Raw genomic sequence first — 19301 nt, 5'->3', positions numbered from 1 at the left:
GTGGCAAGCATTCTTGCGGGTGCCTGCTGCTGATAATGGGGCGGTTAGCGGGCGGCGTGGCCGACCTGGAAAGCGGCTCGAACCGCGATCAAACGAAGCTTATTGCAAAATGAATCGCTTGAACCAACAGTACGACAATCAAGCGTGAGTTACGGCCGACCGCGTCACACCTCTTCCCCCGGCGAAAACATCGGCAAGCGTTGCAGCATCCAGTTGAGCAACTCTTGGGCGGGGGCGGCGAGGGGGCGGCCGGATTTGACCAACAGTTTCGCCTCGACGCCGAGAAAAATCGGGTGGTCGATGGGGACGGCCGCCAGGCTGCCCTTGGCGATTTCCCGATAGGCCGCGAATTCTCCCAGCAACGAAGCGAAATCCCCGGCAGCGATCAGGCGTTTGAGGGCTGCCAGGGAGTTGCTGACCAGCGCCGGGCGGATCTCGATTTTCTCCGCGTACTCGAGCATTTTTATCGCATGACCGATGCCGAACGTGGTGGGCGTCAAGACCAGCTGGCAGGCGAGCAGGTCTTCGACGGTGGCCGCACGACCGTTCAAGGCCAGTGGATGATCCGGGCGCACCAGCAACATGACGGGCTGCGATGAGGTGGCACGAAAATCGATCTGCGCGTGCAGCGGCGGATTATAGGCAAGGCCGATATGCGCGCGGTTTTCTGCCACTTCGGTCATCACGTCATCGACGGGAAGTATGTCCAGCGTGACATCCAGCTTCGGGTACTGCTTGCAGAAGGGCGCGAGCACGTTGTCGACCAGGGCATCGACATAACCCTCACTGATCACCACCCGCACATGGCCTTGTTGCAGGCCCTTGAGTGCTTGTAACTGGTCTTCAAGCTTTTCCTGGTGAGACCGGTATCCGCGCCAGAACTCCAGCAGATGCGCGGCGGCCTCGGTCGGCTGAACACCGCGCGCCTGCCGTTCGAAAAGCCTCGCCCCTAACTCCTCTTCCAGCAACTTGATCTGGCGGGTGATCACGGAGGGGGACGTATTGATGCTGTCTGCCGCACCTCGAATCGAACCGTGGACCAGCACCTCATGAAAATAGCGAAGCCGTTGTTGATTGATCTCGCGCATGTCGGGCATCCCTGAAAGCTGCGTTGCCTATAGAGCAACGGTACGCGAACTTAGTTGCTCTTGCTGGGTTTTTGTCGTCGGGGCACCATCCTTTGGCACCACCACCGGCCAACAAGAACAAATCGGAGATCCCTAATGTCAGCCTTTGCACCGGCAAGAAGGGGCGCCCTGAATGCCCTTTACCGCAAGCTCAATGGGCGGCTGCTGCCGCTGTTGTTCATTTGCTATGTGTTCGCCTATCTGGACCGCATCAATGTCGGCTTTGCCAAGCTGCAGATGCAAAGCGATCTCGGACTTTCCGACGCGGCTTATGGCGCAGGGGCAGGGATATTTTTCCTGGGGTATGTGTTGTTTGAACTGCCAAGCAACCTGATGCTTCCCCGGGTGGGTGCGCGCAAGACGTTCAGTCGCATTCTGGTGTTATGGGGCATCACCTCGGCCTGCATGCTCTTCGTCCGCGACGTGCCGACGTTCTACCTGATGCGTTTTCTGCTGGGTGTATTCGAGGCCGGTTTCGCGCCAGGGATGATCTATTACCTGTCTTGCTGGTACGGTCCGACACGCATGGCCCGGGCCATTGCCATCGTGTTCATTGCCGGGCCCATCGGCGGCATTGTCGGTGGTCCGCTTTCCGCCTGGCTGATGACCACGCTTTCCGGCATCGGCGGTATGGCCGGGTGGCAGTGGATGTTTCTGATAGAAGGCCTTCCGTGCGTGTTGCTCGGTATCCTGACCTTCTTTGTCCTGTCCAATCGGCCCTCGGACGCCCATTGGCTGAGTGCTGAAGAAAAGACACTGCTGGAGGCAGAGGTGGGTACATCAGCGGGACAAACCCATTCGTTCAGGGCCGTATTGCGCGACCCGAAAACTTACGTCCTGGCATCGGCTTACTTCTGCATCATCTTCTCGATCTACGCCATGAGCTTCTGGCTGCCGGCCATCCTCAGGGCCCAGGGTGTCGAGGACACACTACGGTTGGGTTGGTATTGCGCTATTCCTTATGTCGGGGCTGCAATCGGCATGTATCTGATAGGGCGCCGCTCGGATCGCATCGGCGAAAGGCGTTACCACTGTGCAGTGCCGGCGGGCATCGGGGCGGTTCTGCTCCTGGCGTTTCCGTTGGCAGAAGGGCACCTGATGGTATCGCTGGGGCTGCTGACCGGGGCCACCACCACGATTTTCATGGCTTATACCGTGTTTTGGGCCATGCCCTCCGAACACATCAAGGGCGAAGCCGCGGCGGGCGGCATCGCCTTCATCAACACCATCGGCCTGTGCGGTGGCTTCTGGGGGCCTGCGGTCATTGGTTGGGCCAAAACGGCCACCGGCAGTATGAACCTGGGCATCGTTGCCGTTGGCTGCGCGTCACTTTGCGCGGCAATGGTCATCACGCGCAGCCGATCGCTATCGGGTGAACGCTCTGCACCTCAATACAGCGCTGTGTGATCAGATACCGGCAACTTCAACTGAATCGTCATGTTCCGCAAGGAACCTTGCAATGGAGAGAACTCAAATGCTTTTACACCTGTCGACCTGGGCCGAAATCGGCGAATTCCTGCAACGCAGTCGTACCATCATTGTTCCGATCGGTTCGAATGAACAACACGGCCCCACCGGCCTTTTGGGTACCGACTGGATGTGTCCGGAAATCATTGCTCACGAAGCCCAGAAATCAGCGGACATACTGATTGCTCCTACCTTCAACATTGGCATGGCCCAACACCACCTGGGTTTCCCGGGCACCATTTCACTGCGTCCATCAACCTTCATCGCCGCCATTGGCGATTGGGTGCGGTCGCTGTCCGCGCACGGCTTCGAAAAAATCCTCTTCCTCAATGGCCACGGCGGCAATGTCGCCTCGATTGAAGCAGCATTTTCCGAACTCTACGCCGAGGCGAGCTTCGCACGACGTCCGGCGGGGTTTGCGCTGAAGCTGTGCAACTGGTGGGACCTCGAAGGCGTTGGCGAGCTGGCGCGGGAGCAGTTTCCAACGGGCCATGGCGTGCATGCCACCCCGTCGGAAATTGCCGTGACTCAATGGGCGTACCCGGACTCGATCAAATCGGCCGAGTATTCGCCGCAGATCGCCGCGTGGGGCCCCATCCGCGAAGCGCAAGACTTCCGCGCGCGCCATCCGGATGGTCGCATGGGCTCGGACCCGGCCCAGGCAACACCGGAAAAAGGTCGTGCGCTGGTGATGAAGGCAGCCAAGGGCCTGGTGCAGGAACTGGACGCCTTCAGCCGGGAGTCGACCCCCGGCGGCAATCGCTGAGGCCCGTCATCGAGGCCAGCTGATAGGGACTCATTGGCTGGTCAAACGAGTTTGTGGTTTCACTTGCTCAACGTCAGCAAATCGACCAGCAACCCAGCAAGCATTTTCTGAGTGATTGAAAGTTGTTGCGGACCGAGGGTTCGATAGCACTCGCCCATCGGCACTTAAATTATTGTATGCAACCGGGAGATTGTTATTGGCCGGTTGTTGTCCGTCTCGAAGGGCAGTAATCGATCCAAAGTAGTCAACTAAATCGCGCCAGATCTTTGGCATTCTTTTGTCCTGGTTTGGGATAGATGCAATGCTCAGGAATAGAGGCAAAGTGTGTGACGGAGTTGGGCTGTCATGGGCCAGGATTGCGAATATGTAACATGTCTTTTTTTTCATGTTCAGCAGCCGCGTTGAGGCGCCGTCTACACTCAGACCTTATCGGACACATCTACCAAAAATGGAAAAATTACCAGGATGGTTATCGGTTCCTGCCATCGCGCACACATTCCGAGAGCCTTTCAATGAAACTGAATTACGCTCTGCTCAGGGACAATAACAATGCGGATTTGCTGCGCCTCGTCGCTGCATGTGCGGTCATCTGGGGGCATGCTTACGCTCTTGTTCCAGGGGCCGTGACGACAGAGCCTATCGGGCGTTTGCTTGGATTTGACTATTCCGGATCGCTGGCCGTTGAATTCTTCTTTTTCTTAAGCGGTATTCTTGTAACGAATAGCTGGATAAACAATAGTTCACCGCTTGATTTTATACTGGCACGGTTTTTTCGGGTGTTCCCAGCCATCCTGGTTAGTGCAGCCGCTTGCGTCTTACTGCTTGGACCGATGCTCACCACACTGCCGTTGAATAGTTATTTTGCTGACAGTGCCATTTTTTCAGAAATATTTCGGCACCCCTATATCCAATACTCATTGCCTGGTGTATTTGAAAATAGCAACTTCCCGCTGACCAACGGATCAATTTGGACAATCCGATATGAGCTTATTATGTACGCCATGTTGCTGGCAGCAGGGCTCTGTGGGGTATTCCGTCATAGGCTCTTCGCGACGGTGGTTCTCATCGCAATTCTTGTCACTTCAATGTTTTTCCCGGAAGACATTCAACTGATTGGTCTGATGAACATAGACATTGGTGGGCGCCTCCCGGCCTTTTTTGCTTTTGGTGCTCTCCTTGCGCTTTATAAGGACCAAGCAAGTATCAATATCCGTGTGGTTTCCGGCTTAATCCTCTTTGCTTGGATATTTCGGCATGGATCGGCGTTCCAGTTTGTGTTTTATCCGGCATTTTTGATGACTGCGCTTTGGCTGATGACCACCGGCCCAATCAAGGCATTGCGGCTTCCAGGCGACTTTTCGTATGGAGTGTATGTCTTCGGATGGCCAGTACAAAAGGTTATAGCTGCCGTTTTCCCGAATTTCAGCATTCATGCAAATCAGGCTGTTACGATCGCCGTTTCTCTTGCGTTGGCCAGTATTTCCTGGTTCGTAATTGAAAAACCCTGTATCCGATTTGGACGCCAGTTAGGTCGGTATTTTGCAACGTATAGCAGCAGTCGCGAAGCCAATTCAGAGGCGACGCTAGCGACTGAACGCAGGCCCAGCGAATAACGACTGGCATGTGAGTTGTCACTGTGCCAAGGGGGGGATTATGTTTCCTTCAGGGAGCATTCTCTGGGCGGACTGCTCGGATGGATGCCCGCTCCTGGCCGATATCAGCCTGTCGCCATGGACCGCGTTCGACCCACAGCACCCGCCCACGACTGTCCTTTATCGGCCAGAACCGGACGCTCACGAGTGTCTGCTTAATTAGATTTACAGAGCAATGTTTTGAGAAGACACATCTAACGATGCGCCTCCTTAAAACACAAAATCTACGGTATGACAACAGAGCCTGTTTGTTGCTGAAGGGGTTGTAGTAGTTGCACGATAGGTTGAGAGGTCACTCCAGATATTTCTGACTTTTCTACCATGATATCGGTGACACCATTAGCCTCCACCAATTTTTTTATGGCGTGAGAGAGCATTGCGTAGCCTTCTGGATCACAATAAAAAAACCCAAGGCGATCGGCCAAATGTTTCCACACATCCGCTTCATGCAACGTGCTGGCAACCACATGAACGAAACTAATATGCCCATGATATAGGAAGCTAATTTTAAAATTATTAAGATCCGGCATGGCTTCACCTTGAGGGGACTCGTGATAACTCCAAAGTTCTGCTAAGAGTTCCAGAACGTCTAGACCTTTTTTACTCTAAAACGACCTAATTCACGTTGCATCAACGATGCCCGGGCAGAAAGGTCTTTTGCAGCCACTGCACACTCTTGCGAGTTTGACTGGTTTTGCTGCGTCACTTCGTCGATCTGCTCGAGGCCCAAACTGGCCTGCTGCAAGCCCGAGGCTTGTTCGCTAGAGGCTTGGTAAATGAGAGAAACCAGGCTGGATACGGCACTGGTTCCGCTGACGATACTTTTGAGTGATTCTGCGGTTCGGCCCGCGATGATCATGCCGCGCTTTGTCTTGGTGGATGAGTCGGCGATCAGTGCCGCTGTCTGTTGAGCTGCCTCGGCGCTCCTCGCTGCCAGACTGCGGACTTCGTCAGCCACCACTGCAAAACCACGCCCCAGTTCGCCAGCTCTAGCCGCCTCAATCGCTGCGTTGAGGGCTAATAGGTTGGTTTGTGCGGCGATGTTATCGATGGTGGTAATAATCGCTGTAATGTCTTTTCCCGAATTGTCGATTTCCGCCATGGCAGCAATAAGCTCGCTCATCAGCTTGTCGCTTTCTCCTGCGTCAGATCTTGAAGCTTGTGATTGCTCATCAGCTTTTTTTGCATTGGCAGCATTATCGGAAGTCTGCGCGGCCATCTGAGTCATGACGGCACTAATTTCAGTGATAGATGAGGCGGAGTTCGATGCTCCGTCTGATAGCGATTGACTCAAATCCGTTACCTGCTCCGAACTGCCCGTGATCTGGGTGGCGCTGACCTGCACCTCGGAAATCAGATTGTTAAGGTTGCTGACCATCTTCTCGAGTGACTTGCCGAGTGTGTCGTGGGGCGAAGACAGCCGTACCTCCAGGTCCAGATCACCTTCAGAAATGCGTTCGGCTACCCTTACCTGCCGTTGCAGGCTTTCTGACATGTCGTTTAGTGCATACGACAGCTGTCCGACTTCATCTTCTGATTGCTGTACTAACCGGCGGGAGAAGTCCCCTAAACTGATGTTTGCTGCCAGCGCTGCTGCCTCACGAATCGGCCCGACGATTTTTGCCGCTGCAAACCATAGGCCTACCAGTGCCAACAGTGAAATGACCAGCCCCACTGACACTTGCCAGATGCTGTTGCTGACGCTGCGCGCCTGCAATTCTCGCTCTAGAGTGATTGCTTGGCTCATGACTACCGCCTTGGGCAGTCGAATCAACACAGCCCAAGGTTTTCCGGTACGCCCAAGCTGAATCGGCATGAGCACTTCAATGTTTTGCGTTTGGGGATTGAGTAGGCTATTGCCGCGTCCACCCTGTATATCACTGAGTATTTTGTCCCAGGTTTCGGGTAGCAAGGCTTTGATGGGCTGACCGATCAGGTCGACGTGATCACTGTCAGCCACTACCAGTCCCTGGTTACTCATGATGGTTACCGAGCCCTTGCCACCATACAGATCCGCAGACATTTGCTCGCTGAGTTTCTGAATGAAGGAGATATCGAAATCAGCGCCTACCACTCCGTAAAATTTGCCATTAGCAACGATCGGAACTGACAAAGTCGTCAGCCAGACATTTTTTCCTTGCACAACATACGGGATAGGATCTAGTACGCTTTCTTTCAATGTTGAACGCGGGCCGCTGTACCAGCCACCTTTAAGCACCCCGTTGGGGTGACGATCCGGAGAGTCATACTCCACGAGCGGCTGTACTGCGACATGGCCATCAGCGCTACGTGTCCAATAAGGCGTGAAACGTCCAGTTAAAGGGTTGCTACCATCGGGAGTGTTACGGAACGCCATATCTTGTCCATCTAACGCCTCGGGCTCCCAGCATGAATAGGTGCCATTGAACTCGGGGTTGTCCTTTAGAACGCTGAGCAATACCGCGTTAACCTGTTCCCGGCCTATTGCTAAGGGGCTTTGAGAGGTCTTGCTGGCTGCAAACGCAGTGGCCATTGTGCGAGCGGCATCAAGGGCATTCTGCAGTTTTGTTTGAATGGCGTTCGCTCGAGACTCAGCCAGGTTTTGAATCTCACGGATCGTTGATTTCTCAACAAGCGTCGTGACTTCCGTCGAGACATACTGCTCATTTGCTCGAGAGTTGAATACCCCGTAAACGACCAGGCTGGCCGAGGAAACAAATAAGCATATACCTGCAGTGAAACAAATACGCGTCTGCAAAGACTTGAACTTCATAATACCCCCTGCCCACTATTTTTATACCATCGTTAAGGATGGTCGCGTTTTATGTACTTGCACGACAAGGCGACTAAACGCTAAGTTATTTGCTACTTTCGCACCTTTACTCGTGCAAAACAGCTCGAGTAAAATCAGGGGAATGTAGCTATTTATTTATTGTTATGCTAGTAGCGGGCAAGCCTTGCCAAAGTGTAAGAGAAGAAGGTTTTAGCTTTTGGAGTTAACAAAGATCTGGAAGATTGCTCCACGACTACTCCAATATTTCCACTGCTCAGGCGAACAATAGAGCCTGCCGGATATATTCCGACTGACTTTACAAAAGCCTGAAAGACCGAACTGTCGAAGTGTCATTTCCATTTCGATATTCTTTGAATGGCGATTGCCGGACCCCGGGTTCATTGTATGGACGATCCGAGGTGACAGCCTCGTAGACGTCGCAAACAGCAGGCATACGAGAGAAAAGGCTAATTGGCTCACCGGCCAATTCATCCACACCTTTGAGACGAACCAAGCTGCTGTTGAAGACCTCTTGGCAAACGTCACTGTTCTCACATGATTTCCGTAGGGCATCGACATCTTGGTATTTTCTGAGTCCTTACGTTCCCTAAAACCTCCTTGGTTTTAGTCTTGATCTTTTAAAAAATTACTGGACGGTGGTGGCCCTAATGCGAGCGACGACTCGCCCGGCTAAATCGTCGGGCCGGAATTTAGCGAGAAAGTCATTAGCGCCTACTTTCTTGACCATAGACTGATTGAAGCTTCCGGACAGTGAAGTGTGCAGTACAATGTGAAAATCTGACATTCGTGGGTCGCTACGGATTTCCGCAGTCAACGTGTAGCCGTCCATCTCAGGCATTTCAATATCCGAGATCATCATTAAAAACTCATCCTCCGGTTTGCGTCCTTCATCCAGCATTGACCGCAGGTAGTTCAGAGCCTGTCGACCATCATTCAATGCGACGACTTCAACTCCAACGGTTTCCAGGCAACGGGTCACTTGCTTGCGGGCCACCGCTGAGTCATCGACTGTCAGCACCCGAAACTTAGGTGCTAGATGAGTCATGTCAGCACCCACCACCCCCTGTGAAATCTCTTCTGAAGTTGGGGATATCTGAGCCAAAACTTTTTCGACATCAATTATTTCAACCAACTGATCGCCCAGCCGTGTGACAGCTGTTAAATAGTTGTCCTCACCACTTCCTTTAGGAGGCGGATGAATATCCTCCCAGTTTAAATTGACAATATGTTCGACCGCATAGACCAAAAAACCCTGCGTTCGAGTGTTGTACTCAGTAATGATCACAAAGGCCGAGGCCTTATCTTCAACACCCGGCAATCCAGTGGCCATCGCCAGATCGAGTATGGGGATTGAAACGCCTCTTATATTTGCCACGCCACAAATGTTGGGATTAGACCTTGGTAGTATAGATAAGGAAGGGCAGCGTATAACCTCCCTGACCTTGAAGACGTTAATCCCATACAATTGATTCGTGTTGAATCTAAAAAGCAGGAGCTCAAGTCGATTCTGACCTACTAGCTGCGTGCGACTGTTAATTGACGCCAGAACACCAGTCATATGCACCTTCTTATTTATCAGAACCCCAAAGCGCGGCCCGCTTGAAACAAATTATATTGGGTGAGATGTAGAAAATACGCGAAATATATTCTTACAAGCAAGCTCCTTTTTGTGGAATCTAAACTTGACGCAGATCAAATCAAACAAAAGTAGTAATTGCATAGCTAGCTAATTTCCCCGTTGGAATTATTAGTCTAATACTTTGGTACTGCTTTATTGTTTTAAGCAGCGCTGCAAGTGGTTTGGTGATATTGCTTAAAGGTTAAATTGTATAAGGCTGTTCGATGATCAGAAAAAAAACGCCCAATTTTTAGCCGTTGCCAAGGCAACTCCGAACAAGTCCTCAGATGTGCTGAAATACACCTTCACTACCTGACCCGAGCCACGCATCAGCCAGATGAGCTTTTCCGACTTTGAATACGCTGACAAGCGCAAGCAAACCCGCCGTGAGCGCTTCTTGCCGAAATGGATCAGGGGGTGCCTGGAGTGGTTTGTTGGGGTTGATCGAGCCGTATTGCCCGAAGGCTGGTGGTGGCCGTCAACCGTATCGGGTATGGGCGAGTTACGCGTGTAATGCGGGGGGCTGGGCTGAAAGCCTGACGAAGCAGTGCAGACGGGCCTTTCTGCGCGTCGCTACGTGAAATCTGCCCCCAAAGTCCTCTGCTCAATGTAAAGATTTTGATCTCAAACTCGTACTTTTCTGTTGTGAAAGCCGTGGCCGACTTTTTCAACAGGATCGGCCGATTTCTGCCTGTGGCGACCGGCTGAAAACGACGTATAGCCGTCATTGGCCGATCAACTCAGTGCTTCGTCGTTTTCCATCCGTATCGCTCGAATTGAACCCTTGGGTACCGTCGATTATTTCGCCATCGTGAAACGAAACGCCTGTTCTTGCAGGCTCGTTTTGATCAATGCGGCCAATTGTTGGGTGGCCGGCGTGGGGCTATCGCCATCGCTGTGAAGCACATAACCAAGGCTTGGCACAGGGGGTAAGCCAGAAACAACGGTGAGATGGCTCGGCAGCCCGATGCGGGTGCGCAGCGTCAGGCCCAATCCGGCGGCGACGGCCGCCCAGATACCACCAACGCTAGGGCTGGTGAGGGCGATCCGCCAGGGTATTTGCGCGGCATCCAGTGCCTGGGTGGCGGCGCTGCGCATTACGCAAGGCGCGTCGAACATGATCAATGGAAGGGGTGATTCTTCAAGGGCTCTCGGCAATGGCGTATCGCGAGCCCCGATCCAGTGCATCTGTGTTTCGCCCAGACGCGTGGCATAGGGCGACAGTTGCCCGGTGTCCCAGGTCAGGGCCAGGTCAAGATCAGCGCTTTCGACCAGCGCAAGCAATTCGGCGTTACGGGCGATCCGGACTTCAAGTTTCACTCTCGGGTAAGTCTGGACGAAGCGTCGCAGGATATCGCTCAGGAAATGTTCCCCAAAGTCCTCTTGAAGCCCGAGGCGTACGGTCCCGGCGGTTTGGCTTTCATGCAGGGTCTGGAAAATGCCGTCGTTCAGTTCCAGCAACCGGCGGGCATGGCTGAGCAGTGTTTCTCCCGTGGGGGTCAAGACCAGTCCGCGACCGGATTTAGTCATTACCGGCGTGCCGACCTGCTCCTCGAGTTTTTTCAATTGAGCGCTTACGGCAGACGTCGACCGACCGAGACGATCCGCCGCTTTGGCAAAACTGTTGAACTCCACGCCGGTGACGAAGGTGCGCAATACGTCAAGATCGAAGGTTGGGCGGCGCATTCAATGGTCCACTAATTCGGGATGATGGGTGCTATTAAATCTGATATTCGGAATTGTCGCGACTTGATAGTTTTCACCCGTCAATGGGGACATCAGGGGAAAAACAGCATGAGCGCATCGATAGTCACGGGGTGGGAACAGCAGAGCAACTACCCGCAAAAGTTTGCCGAGCTGACCGACAACGTATTGTTTGGCGACATGTGGACGCGTACGCAATTGAATCCTCGTGAACGCAGTCTGGCGACGGTGGCCGCGCTGGTGGCGATGTACCGCCTGGAGCAACTGCCATTTCATTTGAAACGTGCATTGGATAACGGCTTGTGTGTTGACGAACTGGCCGAAGTCATCACCCATCTGGCGTTTTATTCCGGTTGGCCAACGGCTGCCTCGGCGCTGAATTTGCTCAGTGAGCTTCAGGCTTGCCTTCCAGAACACCAGGAGTAACCGTTGATGCCGTTTGCACGAATTTCACTGCACCGCGGGAAGTCGGTCGAGTATTTACAGGCGTTGTCTGAGGGGTTGCACGATGCCTTGGTCGAGAGCTTCGAAGTGCCGAAGACAGATCGCTTTCAGGCCATACACCAACATGAGGTCGGCGAGCTGATATTTGATCCGCACTACTTGGGTGGGCCGCGCAGCCATGACTTTGTGCTCATCGCGATTACCGCAGGCCGTCCTCGAAGTGTCGAGACCAAGCAGCGTTTTTACCGCGATCTGGTTAAGAAATTGGGGCGGGCGACGGGCCTGAACGCGGAGGATGTCATGGTGGTGATTTCCACTACGGCCGGCGATGAGTGGTCGTTTGGAGGAGGTCGGGGCAACTAGTGGTTAACGATAGAGCCGGTGACGCATGCCGGCCAGACAGGCACAGCCTATTGGCGTACCTGCCAGTTTGGTTCAGCGCGTGTGCGGATGGTCGAATACAGCCCAGGATATTTGGCCGATCATTGGTGTTGGAGGGGGCACATCCTGTTGTGCCTGGAGGGTCAGTTGCATACAGAACTGGAAGATGGTCGTCAGTTCACGTTGCATTAAAAAAAGCGATCGCTGCGAAGTCACTAGAATCAACGGGGCGCAGTGACCCGGCACGCTGATGCACAGCCGGCATTTTTGCGGAGCACGATGACGCATCCCTTTTGAGGAACCTACAACGATGTCCAACAAGTGGCTCGACCCTGCACTATTGCTGCTGACTGCCCTGACACTGCTGGCGGGCGGCATTGCGCAGGTTGCTCAGAAGCCTGACTGGGCGGCGATGTGCTGGCTCTCCGGGAGCCTGGTCATGGCCGTGGTGCTGCTGGTGGAGATTGTCCGGCGCCTGGCCCGGCGCGAGGCCGGCGTGGACTTGATTGCGCTGCTGTCGATCGGCGCGGCCCTGGTGTTTGAGCAGATGCTGGTGGCGGCGGTCATTGCCTTGATGCTGGCTTCCGGGCGCACCCTCGAATTTTTCACCGCGCAACGCGCCGACCGCGAGCTGCGTGCACTGGTCGATCGGGCGCCGCGCTTTGCCTGGCTGCAGGAGTTGAACGACTTGCGCCAGATACCGGTCGAGCAGATCCAGCCGGGTCAGACGCTACTTGTACGCCTGGGGGAGGTGGTCCCCGTCGACGGCCGTCTGCTCAGCCCCACGGCAACGCTGGACGAGTCTGCGCTCAGCGGTGAGTCGTTGCCGGTCACCCGCCGGGAAGGCGAGGTGTTGCGCAGTGGCGTTGCCAATGCCGGCGCGCCGATCCAGCTATTGGCGACGCAGACGGCGGCGCAGAGTACTTACGCCGGTGTCGTGCGGCTGGCCGAGGCGGCACGGCGATCGCGCGCGCCTTTCGTGCGTCTGGCCGACCGTTACGCCTTGCTCTTCATTCCGCTGACGCTGCTGATCGCCGGACTGGCCTGGCTATGGAGTGGAGATCCTTTGCGGGCGCTGGCGGTTCTGGTGGTGGCCACGCCCTGTCCTTTGATCCTGGCGGTGCCGATCGCCATCATGTCCGGTATCTCCAGGGCGGCGCGGCGCGGCATCCTCATCAAGGACGGCGCCACTCTGGAAGCGCTGGCAGGGGCCAAACAGCTGTTTCTCGACAAGACGGGCACCTTGACCAGTGGTCACGCCCGCCTGCAGTCGGTCGAGGTCAATGGCCAGGTCGATCCACAGCACCTGCTGGGCCTGGCCGCTTCGCTGGCACAGGCCTCGGTGCACCCCATCTCCCAGGCCATCGTCGACGCAGCGCGCCAGCTCCGATTGCCGCTCAGCGCCCCGCAAGAGGTTGAAGAAAGCCCGGGCTCCGGTCTTTGTGGGCTGATTGAGGGGAGGCGAGTGCGTCTCGGCACGCTGTCTTTTGCTCATACCGAGGCCTCTGTCAGCGATTGGGCCACCGCGATGCTGCGCCAGATGGATTATTCGGCCTGCGGTGGAAGCTTCGTTGAAGTGGATGGGAACCTTGCTGGCCTGCTGGTTTTCTCGGACAGCCTGCGTCGGGAAACCCCACAAACCCTTCGCCGGCTGCGCAACAGCGGTATCGAACGAATTGTCATGCTCACGGGTGATCGCCTGGAAACGGCCGAAATGATTGCGTTGTCTGCCGGCATCGACGAACTGCGTGCCGGGTTGACCCCGGAGGACAAGGTGCGTGCCGTACAAGAGGGCTGTACGCGCGCCAGCACGCTGATGGTCGGCGACGGCATCAACGACGCGCCCGCACTGGCGGCGGCCACCGTCGGCGTGGCCATGGGGGCCAGTGGTGCCACTGCCTCTGCGGAAGCGGCGGGTGTTGTGCTGTTGGTGGATCGCCTGGACCGTCTGGTCGAGGCACTGGAGATTGCCCGTCGTACCCGGCACATCGCTCTGCAAGGCGTGCTGGCCGGCATGGGACTGTCGCTGCTGGCCATGACGGTGGCCGCCCTCGGTTACCTGCCGCCACTCGCCGGCGCCGTGGTTCAGGAAGTCATCGACGTGTTCATCATCATCAATGCGTTGCGTGCGTTGGGGTCTTCGGCAGGACCGGGCCTGCGACGACTGGCCGGCGAGCACATTGATCGACTGCAAGACGAACACAGCCAACTCGCCACTGTGTTGAGTGATCTGCACCAACTGGCCGGCGATTTCGCCCGGCGCCCGCTTGAGCAGGCGCAGACCGATCTGCAGGAACTGGTCGACAAACTGCAAGCCTCCCTGGCCAGCCATGAACGGGACGATGAAAACATCCTGTATCCGCTGCTGACCCTGAGCATGCCGGGCGAGGACCCCTTGTCGGCACTGAGCTATGGACACCGCGAGATTTTTCGCCACATCCATCTGCTGGCGCGCATGAGCAGCGACTTCAGTGCCGACCCGACCACGGTTCCCGCCGAAGAGATTCAGCATCAGTTAATTCGCCTGGATACCCTGGTGCAGTTGCACTTTGACCAGGAGGAGGAACTGTTCCGTTATCTGGACAGGCGCTGAAGGGCTACTGTTCAAGTGAGCGGCTAATCGTTGTTGCCTCTGCTACAGCGATCAACGACGAGCATCCAATGTCCTTCTATTGTCGATAACTGTCTAAATCGGCCTGTGCGTCGCTTCATGCCAGACCTTCTTCTCGCAACGCTTTCTGAACCGCAGGGCGAACCTTGACCCGGTCATACCAGGCACGGAGGTTATGCAAATCATCGAAGTGGATGTCGGCCTTGTAATAGCTGGTCAACCAGGCGGCCTGGCCCCAGCCTGTCAAAGCGAACAGATAGGCATCAGCCACAGTGAACGCATCACCCATGAGGTATGGGCGGCTCGCCAACTGTTCGTCAATCCAGGCGAAGCGCTTCTCCAGCTTTGGCTTGGCAGTGTCTACGTATTGACCCGCGAGGGTTGAGTACAACAGCGGAATGTACCCCTTGTGAATCTCGGACGTCAGGAAGTTCAGCCATTCTTGCAGGCGGTAGCGATCAAGGGTGCCATGAGTGGGCACCAGTCCAAGCTCCGGCTTCAGGTCACCCAGATACTGCACGATTGCCGGGCCCTCGCGCAGGAGAGTGCCGTCGTCCAGCTCGAGGGCGGGTACGTAGCCCAAGCGGTTGACCTCGAAGTAATTGGCGCCCGATTCGGTGAGGTGCTTCTTGTGATCGACCTTGATCAGTGTGGCCTCGAGACCCAGCTCATTGAGGATGATGTGAGGCGAAAGGGAGCAGGACGCGGGGATGTAGTACAGCTTCATTTGCAGACTCCAGAGCATGAGTGATCGCTGTCAATTCCAACGCAGAGACGGCTCCGGCTCATTCTAGATGTCAGGTATAAAATAGGAAGAACGCACTATTTTGTAGTATAGGTACATAAAATATACCTGAGATAATCCGGGATTCTGACCATGAAAGACAACGTATCAGGCTGCTCGGTCGAAGAAGCGATGCGTTTGCTGGGTGGCCGCTGGCGCCTGCTCATTGCCTCCTACCTGCTCGACGGGCCAAAGCGCTTCAATGCGCTCAGGCGGGACATTCCCGCTATTTCGCAACGAATGCTGACCATCGATTTGCGCGCCCTCGAGGAAGCCGGGCTTGTCAAACGGACTGTATTTCCCACTGTGCCCGTCACGGTTGAATACGAACTCACGGTTGACGGACGCCGGTTAGAGCCTGTCATCGAGGTCATGAAACAATTCGGGCTATGGGTCAAGCGTCGCCAATCCATTGATAGCGCATGCCCGGTTCACCTTGCGTGAGATAGGGGGGCACTGATGCGGCAGCAAGGGGTCGATCTCAAACGTGCCAGCCGATGCCGGCGGGTTCGGAGCTCTTTCCGAAGTACCGCCGGCTGTTGCATATGTCGAGTGGCTTTTCCGCGGTGCCCTCCACGGGAGTGAAGACAAGATCAACGTTCGGTTGTCTTGAGGCTCCGACTCTTTGTGTGATGGTTCAGCCGTCAGTCCTCAATGCAGAAACTTGACCCCGCCGGCCACTGCAAGTGCCGCAAAGCAGGTCCAGCCTGAGAACAGCCACCGCCAGACAAGCATCCGCGGGACAAAACCCACACCTCTCACAAAGGCCACGCTCATGGCGACGAACAATGCAGTCGCGAGCGCATGGTCAGGCTTCCCATCGGGGGAGACCATCATGGGAGGGTAGAGCGTACACGCGAGCATGATGACTAATGCGATAACCAAACTCGGCACTTGAATGTGTGAGGAGGGCGGGGGCGTCGCGACACCCGGCGTCATGACAGTGTCTCGTCATTGTCGCTCATGGCGCGGCCAGCTTCGTTCTCACCCCACATCGCATTCAATATGGCCAGTAGCAATGCGAAACCGACCCCCAGCATCCAGGCGAAATACCACATGTTTATTACTCCTCTGCCGTCACTTAGTAGGCGGAATGTTCGTTGGCTTTGATCTGAGCAACGGTGACCTTGCCGCGCATCACGCGGTACGCCCACGAGGTGTAAATCACGATCAGGGGCATGAAGATCAACGTGGCCCAGAACATGATGGCCAGGCTTAAATGACTGGAGACGCTGTCCCACACAGTCAGGCTGGCCGCAGGCACCGTTGACGACGGCATGACGAAGGGGAACATCGATACACCGGCGGTGCTGATCACCCCGATCACCGCGAGCGACGAAGCGACAAACGCGGCCAGTGTGCGGCGCATCAGCAGCAACAGCGCGGCACCGGCGGCGCCCGCCAAGCCAAGCGCAGGCAGCAGCCACAACGCAGGATAGTGGCCATAGTTGGCCATCCAGGCCCCCGCTTCGTGTACCACGGTCTTGTTGAGAATGTCCGGCAACCCGGCGATATCCACCACCGAGGTAATGCGATAGCCGTCGATCGATTGCAGCCAGACGCCGGCAATGACGAATGTGCACAGCAGCACCAGCGCCGCGCCAACCCCGCCCTTGATGGCACGGGACTGGATCACGCCTTCAGTGCGGTGCGCCAGATAAGTACCGCCCTGCAGAGTGATCATGGCACTGCTCACCACGCCGGTCAGCAGCGCGAAAGGGTTCAGCAGTTGCCAGAAACTCCCGGTGTAAGTCGATACCAGCATGTCGTTGAAGTGGAACGGTACGCCTTGCAACAAGTTACCGAACGCGATGCCGAACACCAGCGGCGGCACGGCCCCGCCGATGAACAGACCCCAGTCCCACGTGCTGCGCCATTTGGCGTTGTGAATCTTGCTGCGATAGTCAAAACCCACCGGGCGGAAGAACAGCGCCCACAGGACCAGAATCATCGCCCAGTAAAACCCGCTGAACGCGGTGGCATACACCACCGGCCACGCCGCGAACAGTGCGCCGCCGGCAGTGATGAACCACACCTGGTTGCCGTCCCAGTGCGGCCCTACGGTGTTGATCGCAACGCGGCGTTCCAGGTCCGTGCGGCCTACAAAGGGCAGCAAGGTGCCGACCCCCATGTCGTGGCCGTCCATGATGGCGAAGCCGATCAGCAGTACGCCGACCAGTGCCCACCAGATAATTTTCAGGGTGACGTAATCAAGCATGGTGGAGTTCCTTCATGTTGGCATCGTGAGCATAACGGCCGGTTCCGAGGCTGCCGGGCCCTTGGCGGGCGAACTTGACCATCAGGAACATTTCAACCACCAGCAGCACGGTGTAGAAAGCGACGAAGCCTGCCAGCGAGCCATAGAGGTTATTGATGCTAAGGGTGGAGACACTCATGTGAGTGGGCAGCACGCCGTAGATGGTCCAGGGTTGACGGCCATATTCAGCGACGAACCAGCCCAGCTCGCAGGCAATCCAGGGCGCGGGCAGCATGCAGAGCGCCCAACGCAGCAGCCAGCGGCGGCGTGTGCAGGCCGACTGCAAGGTGCTCCAGAAGGCCACCCCGAACAGCAGGAGCATGGCAAAACCAAGGGCGACCATGATCCGGAACCCCCAGAACATCGGCGTCACGCGCGGCACGGTATCGTTCACTGCCTTGTCGATAATCGCCGGCGTGGCCTGGTTGACATCCTCAACGTACTTTTTCAGCAGCAGGCCAAAGCCCAGGTCCGCCTTGTAGGCTTCGAAGGTCTCGAACGCCGCCTTATCGGTGCGATCGGCCCGCAGGGCTTCAAGCGCATTGACGGCGGTAATGCCACGCAGAATGCGCGCGCGGTTTTTCTCTTTGATGTCATGAATGCCCGGGATCTGCTTGCTGACCGAGCGCGTGCCGATCAAGCCCATCACCCACGGCACGTCGACTTCCCAATTATTTCTGGACTCGGCTTCATTGATGCTGGCCAGCAAGGTCAGGCCTGCCGGTGCGGGTTTGGTTTCCCACATGGCTTCCATGGCCGCGAGCTTGGTTTGCTGCGCCTCACCCACCGTGTAACCCGACTCATCCCCCAGCACGATGACGCTGAGCACGGAGGCCAGGCCGAAAGCCGCCGCCACCCGAAAACTGCGCTTGGCGAACTCGACATCACGACGCTTGAGCAAGTACCAGCTGGAAATTGACAACACGAACATCGAGCCGGTGACATAACCGGCGGACACCGTGTGCACAAATTTGGCCTGGGCCACCGGGTTGAACACCACCGCCCAGAAATCGACCATCTCCATGCGCATGGTGATGTAACTGAATTCTGAACCCACCGGGTTCTGCATCCAGCCATTGGCGATCAGAATCCACAGCGCCGAGAGGTTGGTACCGATGGCCATCAGCAGCGTGACCAGCAAGTGGTGCTCTTTCTTCAGGCGATCCCAGCCAAAGAAGAACAGGCCGATCATGGTCGATTCAAGAAAGAATGCCATCAGGCCTTCAATGGCCAGCGGCGCACCGAAGATATCGCCCACGTAGTGCGAGTAATACGCCCAGTTGGTACCGAACTGAAATTCCAGGGTGATACCGGTTGTCACCCCCAAGGCGAAGTTGATGCCGAATAACTTGCCCCAGAAGCGCGTCATGTCTTTCCAGATGACATTGCCGGTCATCACATAGACGCTTTCCATGATGACCAACAGCCACACCATGCCAACCGTGAGCGGTACGAAAAGAAAGTGGTAAAGCGCAGTGGCTGCGAACTGCAGCCGAGACAAATCTACCAGGTGTTCTGAAATCACTTGCTTGCCCCTTGAGTCGAGGTGGGTACACCGAAACGGTTGCCGATAATGTTCGGGTCGACACTGACGTGCGAATCCCGGATGAACAGCCACCACAGCACTGTCAGCACCAGTAGTTTGATCACTACTGCCGTGAGCAGATGGCGTCGAAGTCGTTTGTCGGAAATGGTCATGACTTGCAGTTAGCACACG

Annotated in this window: 18 protein-coding genes and 3 pseudogenes; 9 read left to right on the top strand and 12 right to left on the bottom strand. The window is 55.9% G+C overall.

Annotated features, from left to right (window positions below):
- Nucleotides 1-164: 164 nt before the first annotated feature.
- Entirely contained in the window at nucleotides 165-1088 is a 924-nt protein-coding gene (locus BLV61_RS04195) for a LysR family transcriptional regulator (protein ID WP_090462777.1), read from the bottom strand.
- Nucleotides 1089-1223: 135 nt separating this feature from the next.
- Between BLV61_RS04195 and BLV61_RS04190 the strand changes: the two genes are divergently transcribed.
- The 3 genes from BLV61_RS04190 to BLV61_RS04180 all read left to right on the top strand — a co-directional run bounded on the left by BLV61_RS04190 (nucleotide 1224) and on the right by BLV61_RS04180 (nucleotide 4973).
- Complete coding sequence (locus BLV61_RS04190; protein WP_047530318.1) at nucleotides 1224-2534, top strand: MFS transporter; 1311 nt, start codon at nucleotides 1224-1226, stop codon at nucleotides 2532-2534.
- A 67-nt stretch (nucleotides 2535-2601) separates the two neighbouring features.
- Nucleotides 2602-3360: a creatininase family protein gene (locus tag BLV61_RS04185; RefSeq protein WP_090462774.1), complete on the top strand. Its 759-nt coding sequence runs from the start codon at nucleotides 2602-2604 to the stop codon at nucleotides 3358-3360.
- 512 nt (nucleotides 3361-3872) lie between these two features.
- On the top strand, nucleotides 3873-4973 hold the full coding sequence (locus BLV61_RS04180) for an acyltransferase family protein (protein WP_167361777.1): 1101 nt from the start codon (nucleotides 3873-3875) through the stop codon (nucleotides 4971-4973).
- A gap of 263 nt (nucleotides 4974-5236) precedes the next feature.
- On the opposite strand, the gene BLV61_RS04175 is transcribed toward BLV61_RS04180, so the two are convergent.
- The 4 genes and pseudogenes from BLV61_RS04175 to BLV61_RS04160 form a co-directional block, all read right to left on the bottom strand.
- A complete protein-coding gene (locus BLV61_RS04175) occupies nucleotides 5237-5542 on the bottom strand; it encodes a hypothetical protein (RefSeq protein ID WP_090462769.1) in 306 nt (101 codons plus the stop codon).
- A 59-nt stretch (nucleotides 5543-5601) separates the two neighbouring features.
- Complete coding sequence (locus BLV61_RS04170; RefSeq protein WP_090462766.1) at nucleotides 5602-7764, bottom strand: methyl-accepting chemotaxis protein; 2163 nt, start codon at nucleotides 7762-7764, stop codon at nucleotides 5602-5604.
- Between the two features lie 197 nt (nucleotides 7765-7961).
- Nucleotides 7962-8251, bottom strand: a pseudogene (locus BLV61_RS31525) (HD-GYP domain-containing protein); the annotation flags it as partial.
- Between the two features lie 159 nt (nucleotides 8252-8410).
- A complete protein-coding gene (locus BLV61_RS04160) occupies nucleotides 8411-9343 on the bottom strand; it encodes a chemotaxis protein CheV (RefSeq protein ID WP_090462763.1) in 933 nt (310 codons plus the stop codon).
- A gap of 388 nt (nucleotides 9344-9731) precedes the next feature.
- On the opposite strand from BLV61_RS04160, the pseudogene BLV61_RS30720 reads away from it, so the two are divergent.
- A pseudogene (locus tag BLV61_RS30720) lies at nucleotides 9732-9891 on the top strand (IS5/IS1182 family transposase); the annotation flags it as partial.
- 310 nt (nucleotides 9892-10201) lie between these two features.
- On the opposite strand, the gene BLV61_RS04155 reads toward BLV61_RS30720, so the two are convergent.
- Complete coding sequence (locus BLV61_RS04155) at nucleotides 10202-11089, bottom strand: LysR substrate-binding domain-containing protein (protein WP_090462760.1); 888 nt, start codon at nucleotides 11087-11089, stop codon at nucleotides 10202-10204.
- A gap of 108 nt (nucleotides 11090-11197) precedes the next feature.
- Here BLV61_RS04155 and BLV61_RS04150 point away from each other — a divergent pair, with 108 nt between their 5' ends.
- The 4 genes and pseudogenes from BLV61_RS04150 to BLV61_RS04135 all read left to right on the top strand — a co-directional run bounded on the left by BLV61_RS04150 (nucleotide 11198) and on the right by BLV61_RS04135 (nucleotide 14525).
- Nucleotides 11198-11533 (top strand): carboxymuconolactone decarboxylase family protein, encoded by a 336-nt coding sequence (locus tag BLV61_RS04150; protein WP_090462757.1) that lies wholly within the window; start codon nucleotides 11198-11200, stop codon nucleotides 11531-11533.
- A gap of 6 nt (nucleotides 11534-11539) precedes the next feature.
- Nucleotides 11540-11914 carry a tautomerase family protein gene (locus BLV61_RS04145; RefSeq protein WP_090462753.1) on the top strand — a complete coding sequence of 125 codons (375 nt, stop codon included), beginning with the start codon at nucleotides 11540-11542 and terminating at the stop codon, nucleotides 11912-11914.
- Nucleotides 11915-11923: 9 nt separating this feature from the next.
- A pseudogene (locus BLV61_RS04140) lies at nucleotides 11924-12118 on the top strand (DHCW motif cupin fold protein); the annotation flags it as partial.
- A 124-nt stretch (nucleotides 12119-12242) separates the two neighbouring features.
- A complete protein-coding gene (locus tag BLV61_RS04135; protein WP_090462749.1) occupies nucleotides 12243-14525 on the top strand; it encodes a heavy metal translocating P-type ATPase in 2283 nt (760 codons plus the stop codon).
- A 115-nt stretch (nucleotides 14526-14640) separates the two neighbouring features.
- On the opposite strand, the gene gstA is transcribed toward BLV61_RS04135, so the two are convergent.
- Nucleotides 14641-15270 carry a glutathione transferase GstA gene (gene gstA, locus BLV61_RS04130; protein WP_090462746.1) on the bottom strand — a complete coding sequence of 210 codons (630 nt, stop codon included), beginning with the start codon at nucleotides 15268-15270 and terminating at the stop codon, nucleotides 14641-14643.
- 150 nt (nucleotides 15271-15420) lie between these two features.
- Between gstA and BLV61_RS04125 the strand changes: the two genes are divergently transcribed.
- Entirely contained in the window at nucleotides 15421-15771 is a 351-nt protein-coding gene (locus BLV61_RS04125) for a winged helix-turn-helix transcriptional regulator (protein WP_047530303.1), read from the top strand.
- Between the two features lie 207 nt (nucleotides 15772-15978).
- Here BLV61_RS04125 and BLV61_RS31825 read toward each other — a convergent pair whose 3' ends face one another.
- From BLV61_RS31825 to cydP, 5 genes are read right to left on the bottom strand one after another with little or no spacing between them, the layout of a single operon-like run.
- Complete coding sequence (locus tag BLV61_RS31825) at nucleotides 15979-16266, bottom strand: cyd operon YbgE family protein (protein ID WP_090462742.1); 288 nt, start codon at nucleotides 16264-16266, stop codon at nucleotides 15979-15981.
- A complete protein-coding gene (cydX, locus tag BLV61_RS04115; RefSeq protein ID WP_047530299.1) occupies nucleotides 16263-16385 on the bottom strand; it encodes a cytochrome bd-I oxidase subunit CydX in 123 nt (40 codons plus the stop codon). Before cydX ends, BLV61_RS31825 begins: the two co-directional genes overlap by 4 nt.
- Before the next feature lie 23 nt (nucleotides 16386-16408).
- Entirely contained in the window at nucleotides 16409-17545 is a 1137-nt protein-coding gene (gene cydB, locus BLV61_RS04110; protein WP_090462739.1) for a cytochrome d ubiquinol oxidase subunit II, read from the bottom strand.
- Nucleotides 17538-19109 (bottom strand): cytochrome ubiquinol oxidase subunit I, encoded by a 1572-nt coding sequence (locus BLV61_RS04105; protein ID WP_047530296.1) that lies wholly within the window; start codon nucleotides 19107-19109, stop codon nucleotides 17538-17540. Before BLV61_RS04105 ends, cydB begins: the two co-directional genes overlap by 8 nt.
- Nucleotides 19106-19282 carry a cytochrome oxidase putative small subunit CydP gene (cydP, locus tag BLV61_RS31260; RefSeq protein ID WP_047530293.1) on the bottom strand — a complete coding sequence of 59 codons (177 nt, stop codon included), beginning with the start codon at nucleotides 19280-19282 and terminating at the stop codon, nucleotides 19106-19108. Before cydP ends, BLV61_RS04105 begins: the two co-directional genes overlap by 4 nt.
- Nucleotides 19283-19301: the final 19 nt, after the last annotated feature.

This window comes from Pseudomonas mohnii (genome assembly GCF_900105115.1).
Lineage (GTDB): Bacteria > Pseudomonadota > Gammaproteobacteria > Pseudomonadales > Pseudomonadaceae > Aquipseudomonas > Aquipseudomonas mohnii.
This window is presented reverse-complemented; position numbering and strand designations above follow the sequence as displayed.

Coding starts and splice junctions, on each gene's coding strand:
- BLV61_RS04145 (WP_090462753.1), top strand. CDS start 11,540: ATGCCGTTTGCACGAATTTCACTGCACCGCGGGAAGTCGGTCGAGTAT.
- BLV61_RS04150 (WP_090462757.1), top strand. CDS start 11,198: ATGAGCGCATCGATAGTCACGGGGTGGGAACAGCAGAGCAACTACCCG.
- cydP (WP_047530293.1), bottom strand. CDS start 19,282: ATGACCATTTCCGACAAACGACTTCGACGCCATCTGCTCACGGCAGTA.
- BLV61_RS04180 (WP_167361777.1), top strand. CDS start 3,873: ATGAAACTGAATTACGCTCTGCTCAGGGACAATAACAATGCGGATTTG.
- BLV61_RS04170 (WP_090462766.1), bottom strand. CDS start 7,764: ATGAAGTTCAAGTCTTTGCAGACGCGTATTTGTTTCACTGCAGGTATA.
- BLV61_RS04160 (WP_090462763.1), bottom strand. CDS start 9,343: ATGACTGGTGTTCTGGCGTCAATTAACAGTCGCACGCAGCTAGTAGGT.
- cydX (WP_047530299.1), bottom strand. CDS start 16,385: ATGTGGTATTTCGCCTGGATGCTGGGGGTCGGTTTCGCATTGCTACTG.
- BLV61_RS31825 (WP_090462742.1), bottom strand. CDS start 16,266: ATGACGCCGGGTGTCGCGACGCCCCCGCCCTCCTCACACATTCAAGTG.
- BLV61_RS04135 (WP_090462749.1), top strand. CDS start 12,243: ATGTCCAACAAGTGGCTCGACCCTGCACTATTGCTGCTGACTGCCCTG.
- BLV61_RS04155 (WP_090462760.1), bottom strand. CDS start 11,089: ATGCGCCGCCCAACCTTCGATCTTGACGTATTGCGCACCTTCGTCACC.
- BLV61_RS04195 (WP_090462777.1), bottom strand. CDS start 1,088: ATGCGCGAGATCAATCAACAACGGCTTCGCTATTTTCATGAGGTGCTG.
- BLV61_RS04190 (WP_047530318.1), top strand. CDS start 1,224: ATGTCAGCCTTTGCACCGGCAAGAAGGGGCGCCCTGAATGCCCTTTAC.
- BLV61_RS04125 (WP_047530303.1), top strand. CDS start 15,421: ATGAAAGACAACGTATCAGGCTGCTCGGTCGAAGAAGCGATGCGTTTG.
- cydB (WP_090462739.1), bottom strand. CDS start 17,545: ATGCTTGATTACGTCACCCTGAAAATTATCTGGTGGGCACTGGTCGGC.
- BLV61_RS04175 (WP_090462769.1), bottom strand. CDS start 5,542: ATGCCGGATCTTAATAATTTTAAAATTAGCTTCCTATATCATGGGCAT.
- gstA (WP_090462746.1), bottom strand. CDS start 15,270: ATGAAGCTGTACTACATCCCCGCGTCCTGCTCCCTTTCGCCTCACATC.
- BLV61_RS04185 (WP_090462774.1), top strand. CDS start 2,602: ATGCTTTTACACCTGTCGACCTGGGCCGAAATCGGCGAATTCCTGCAA.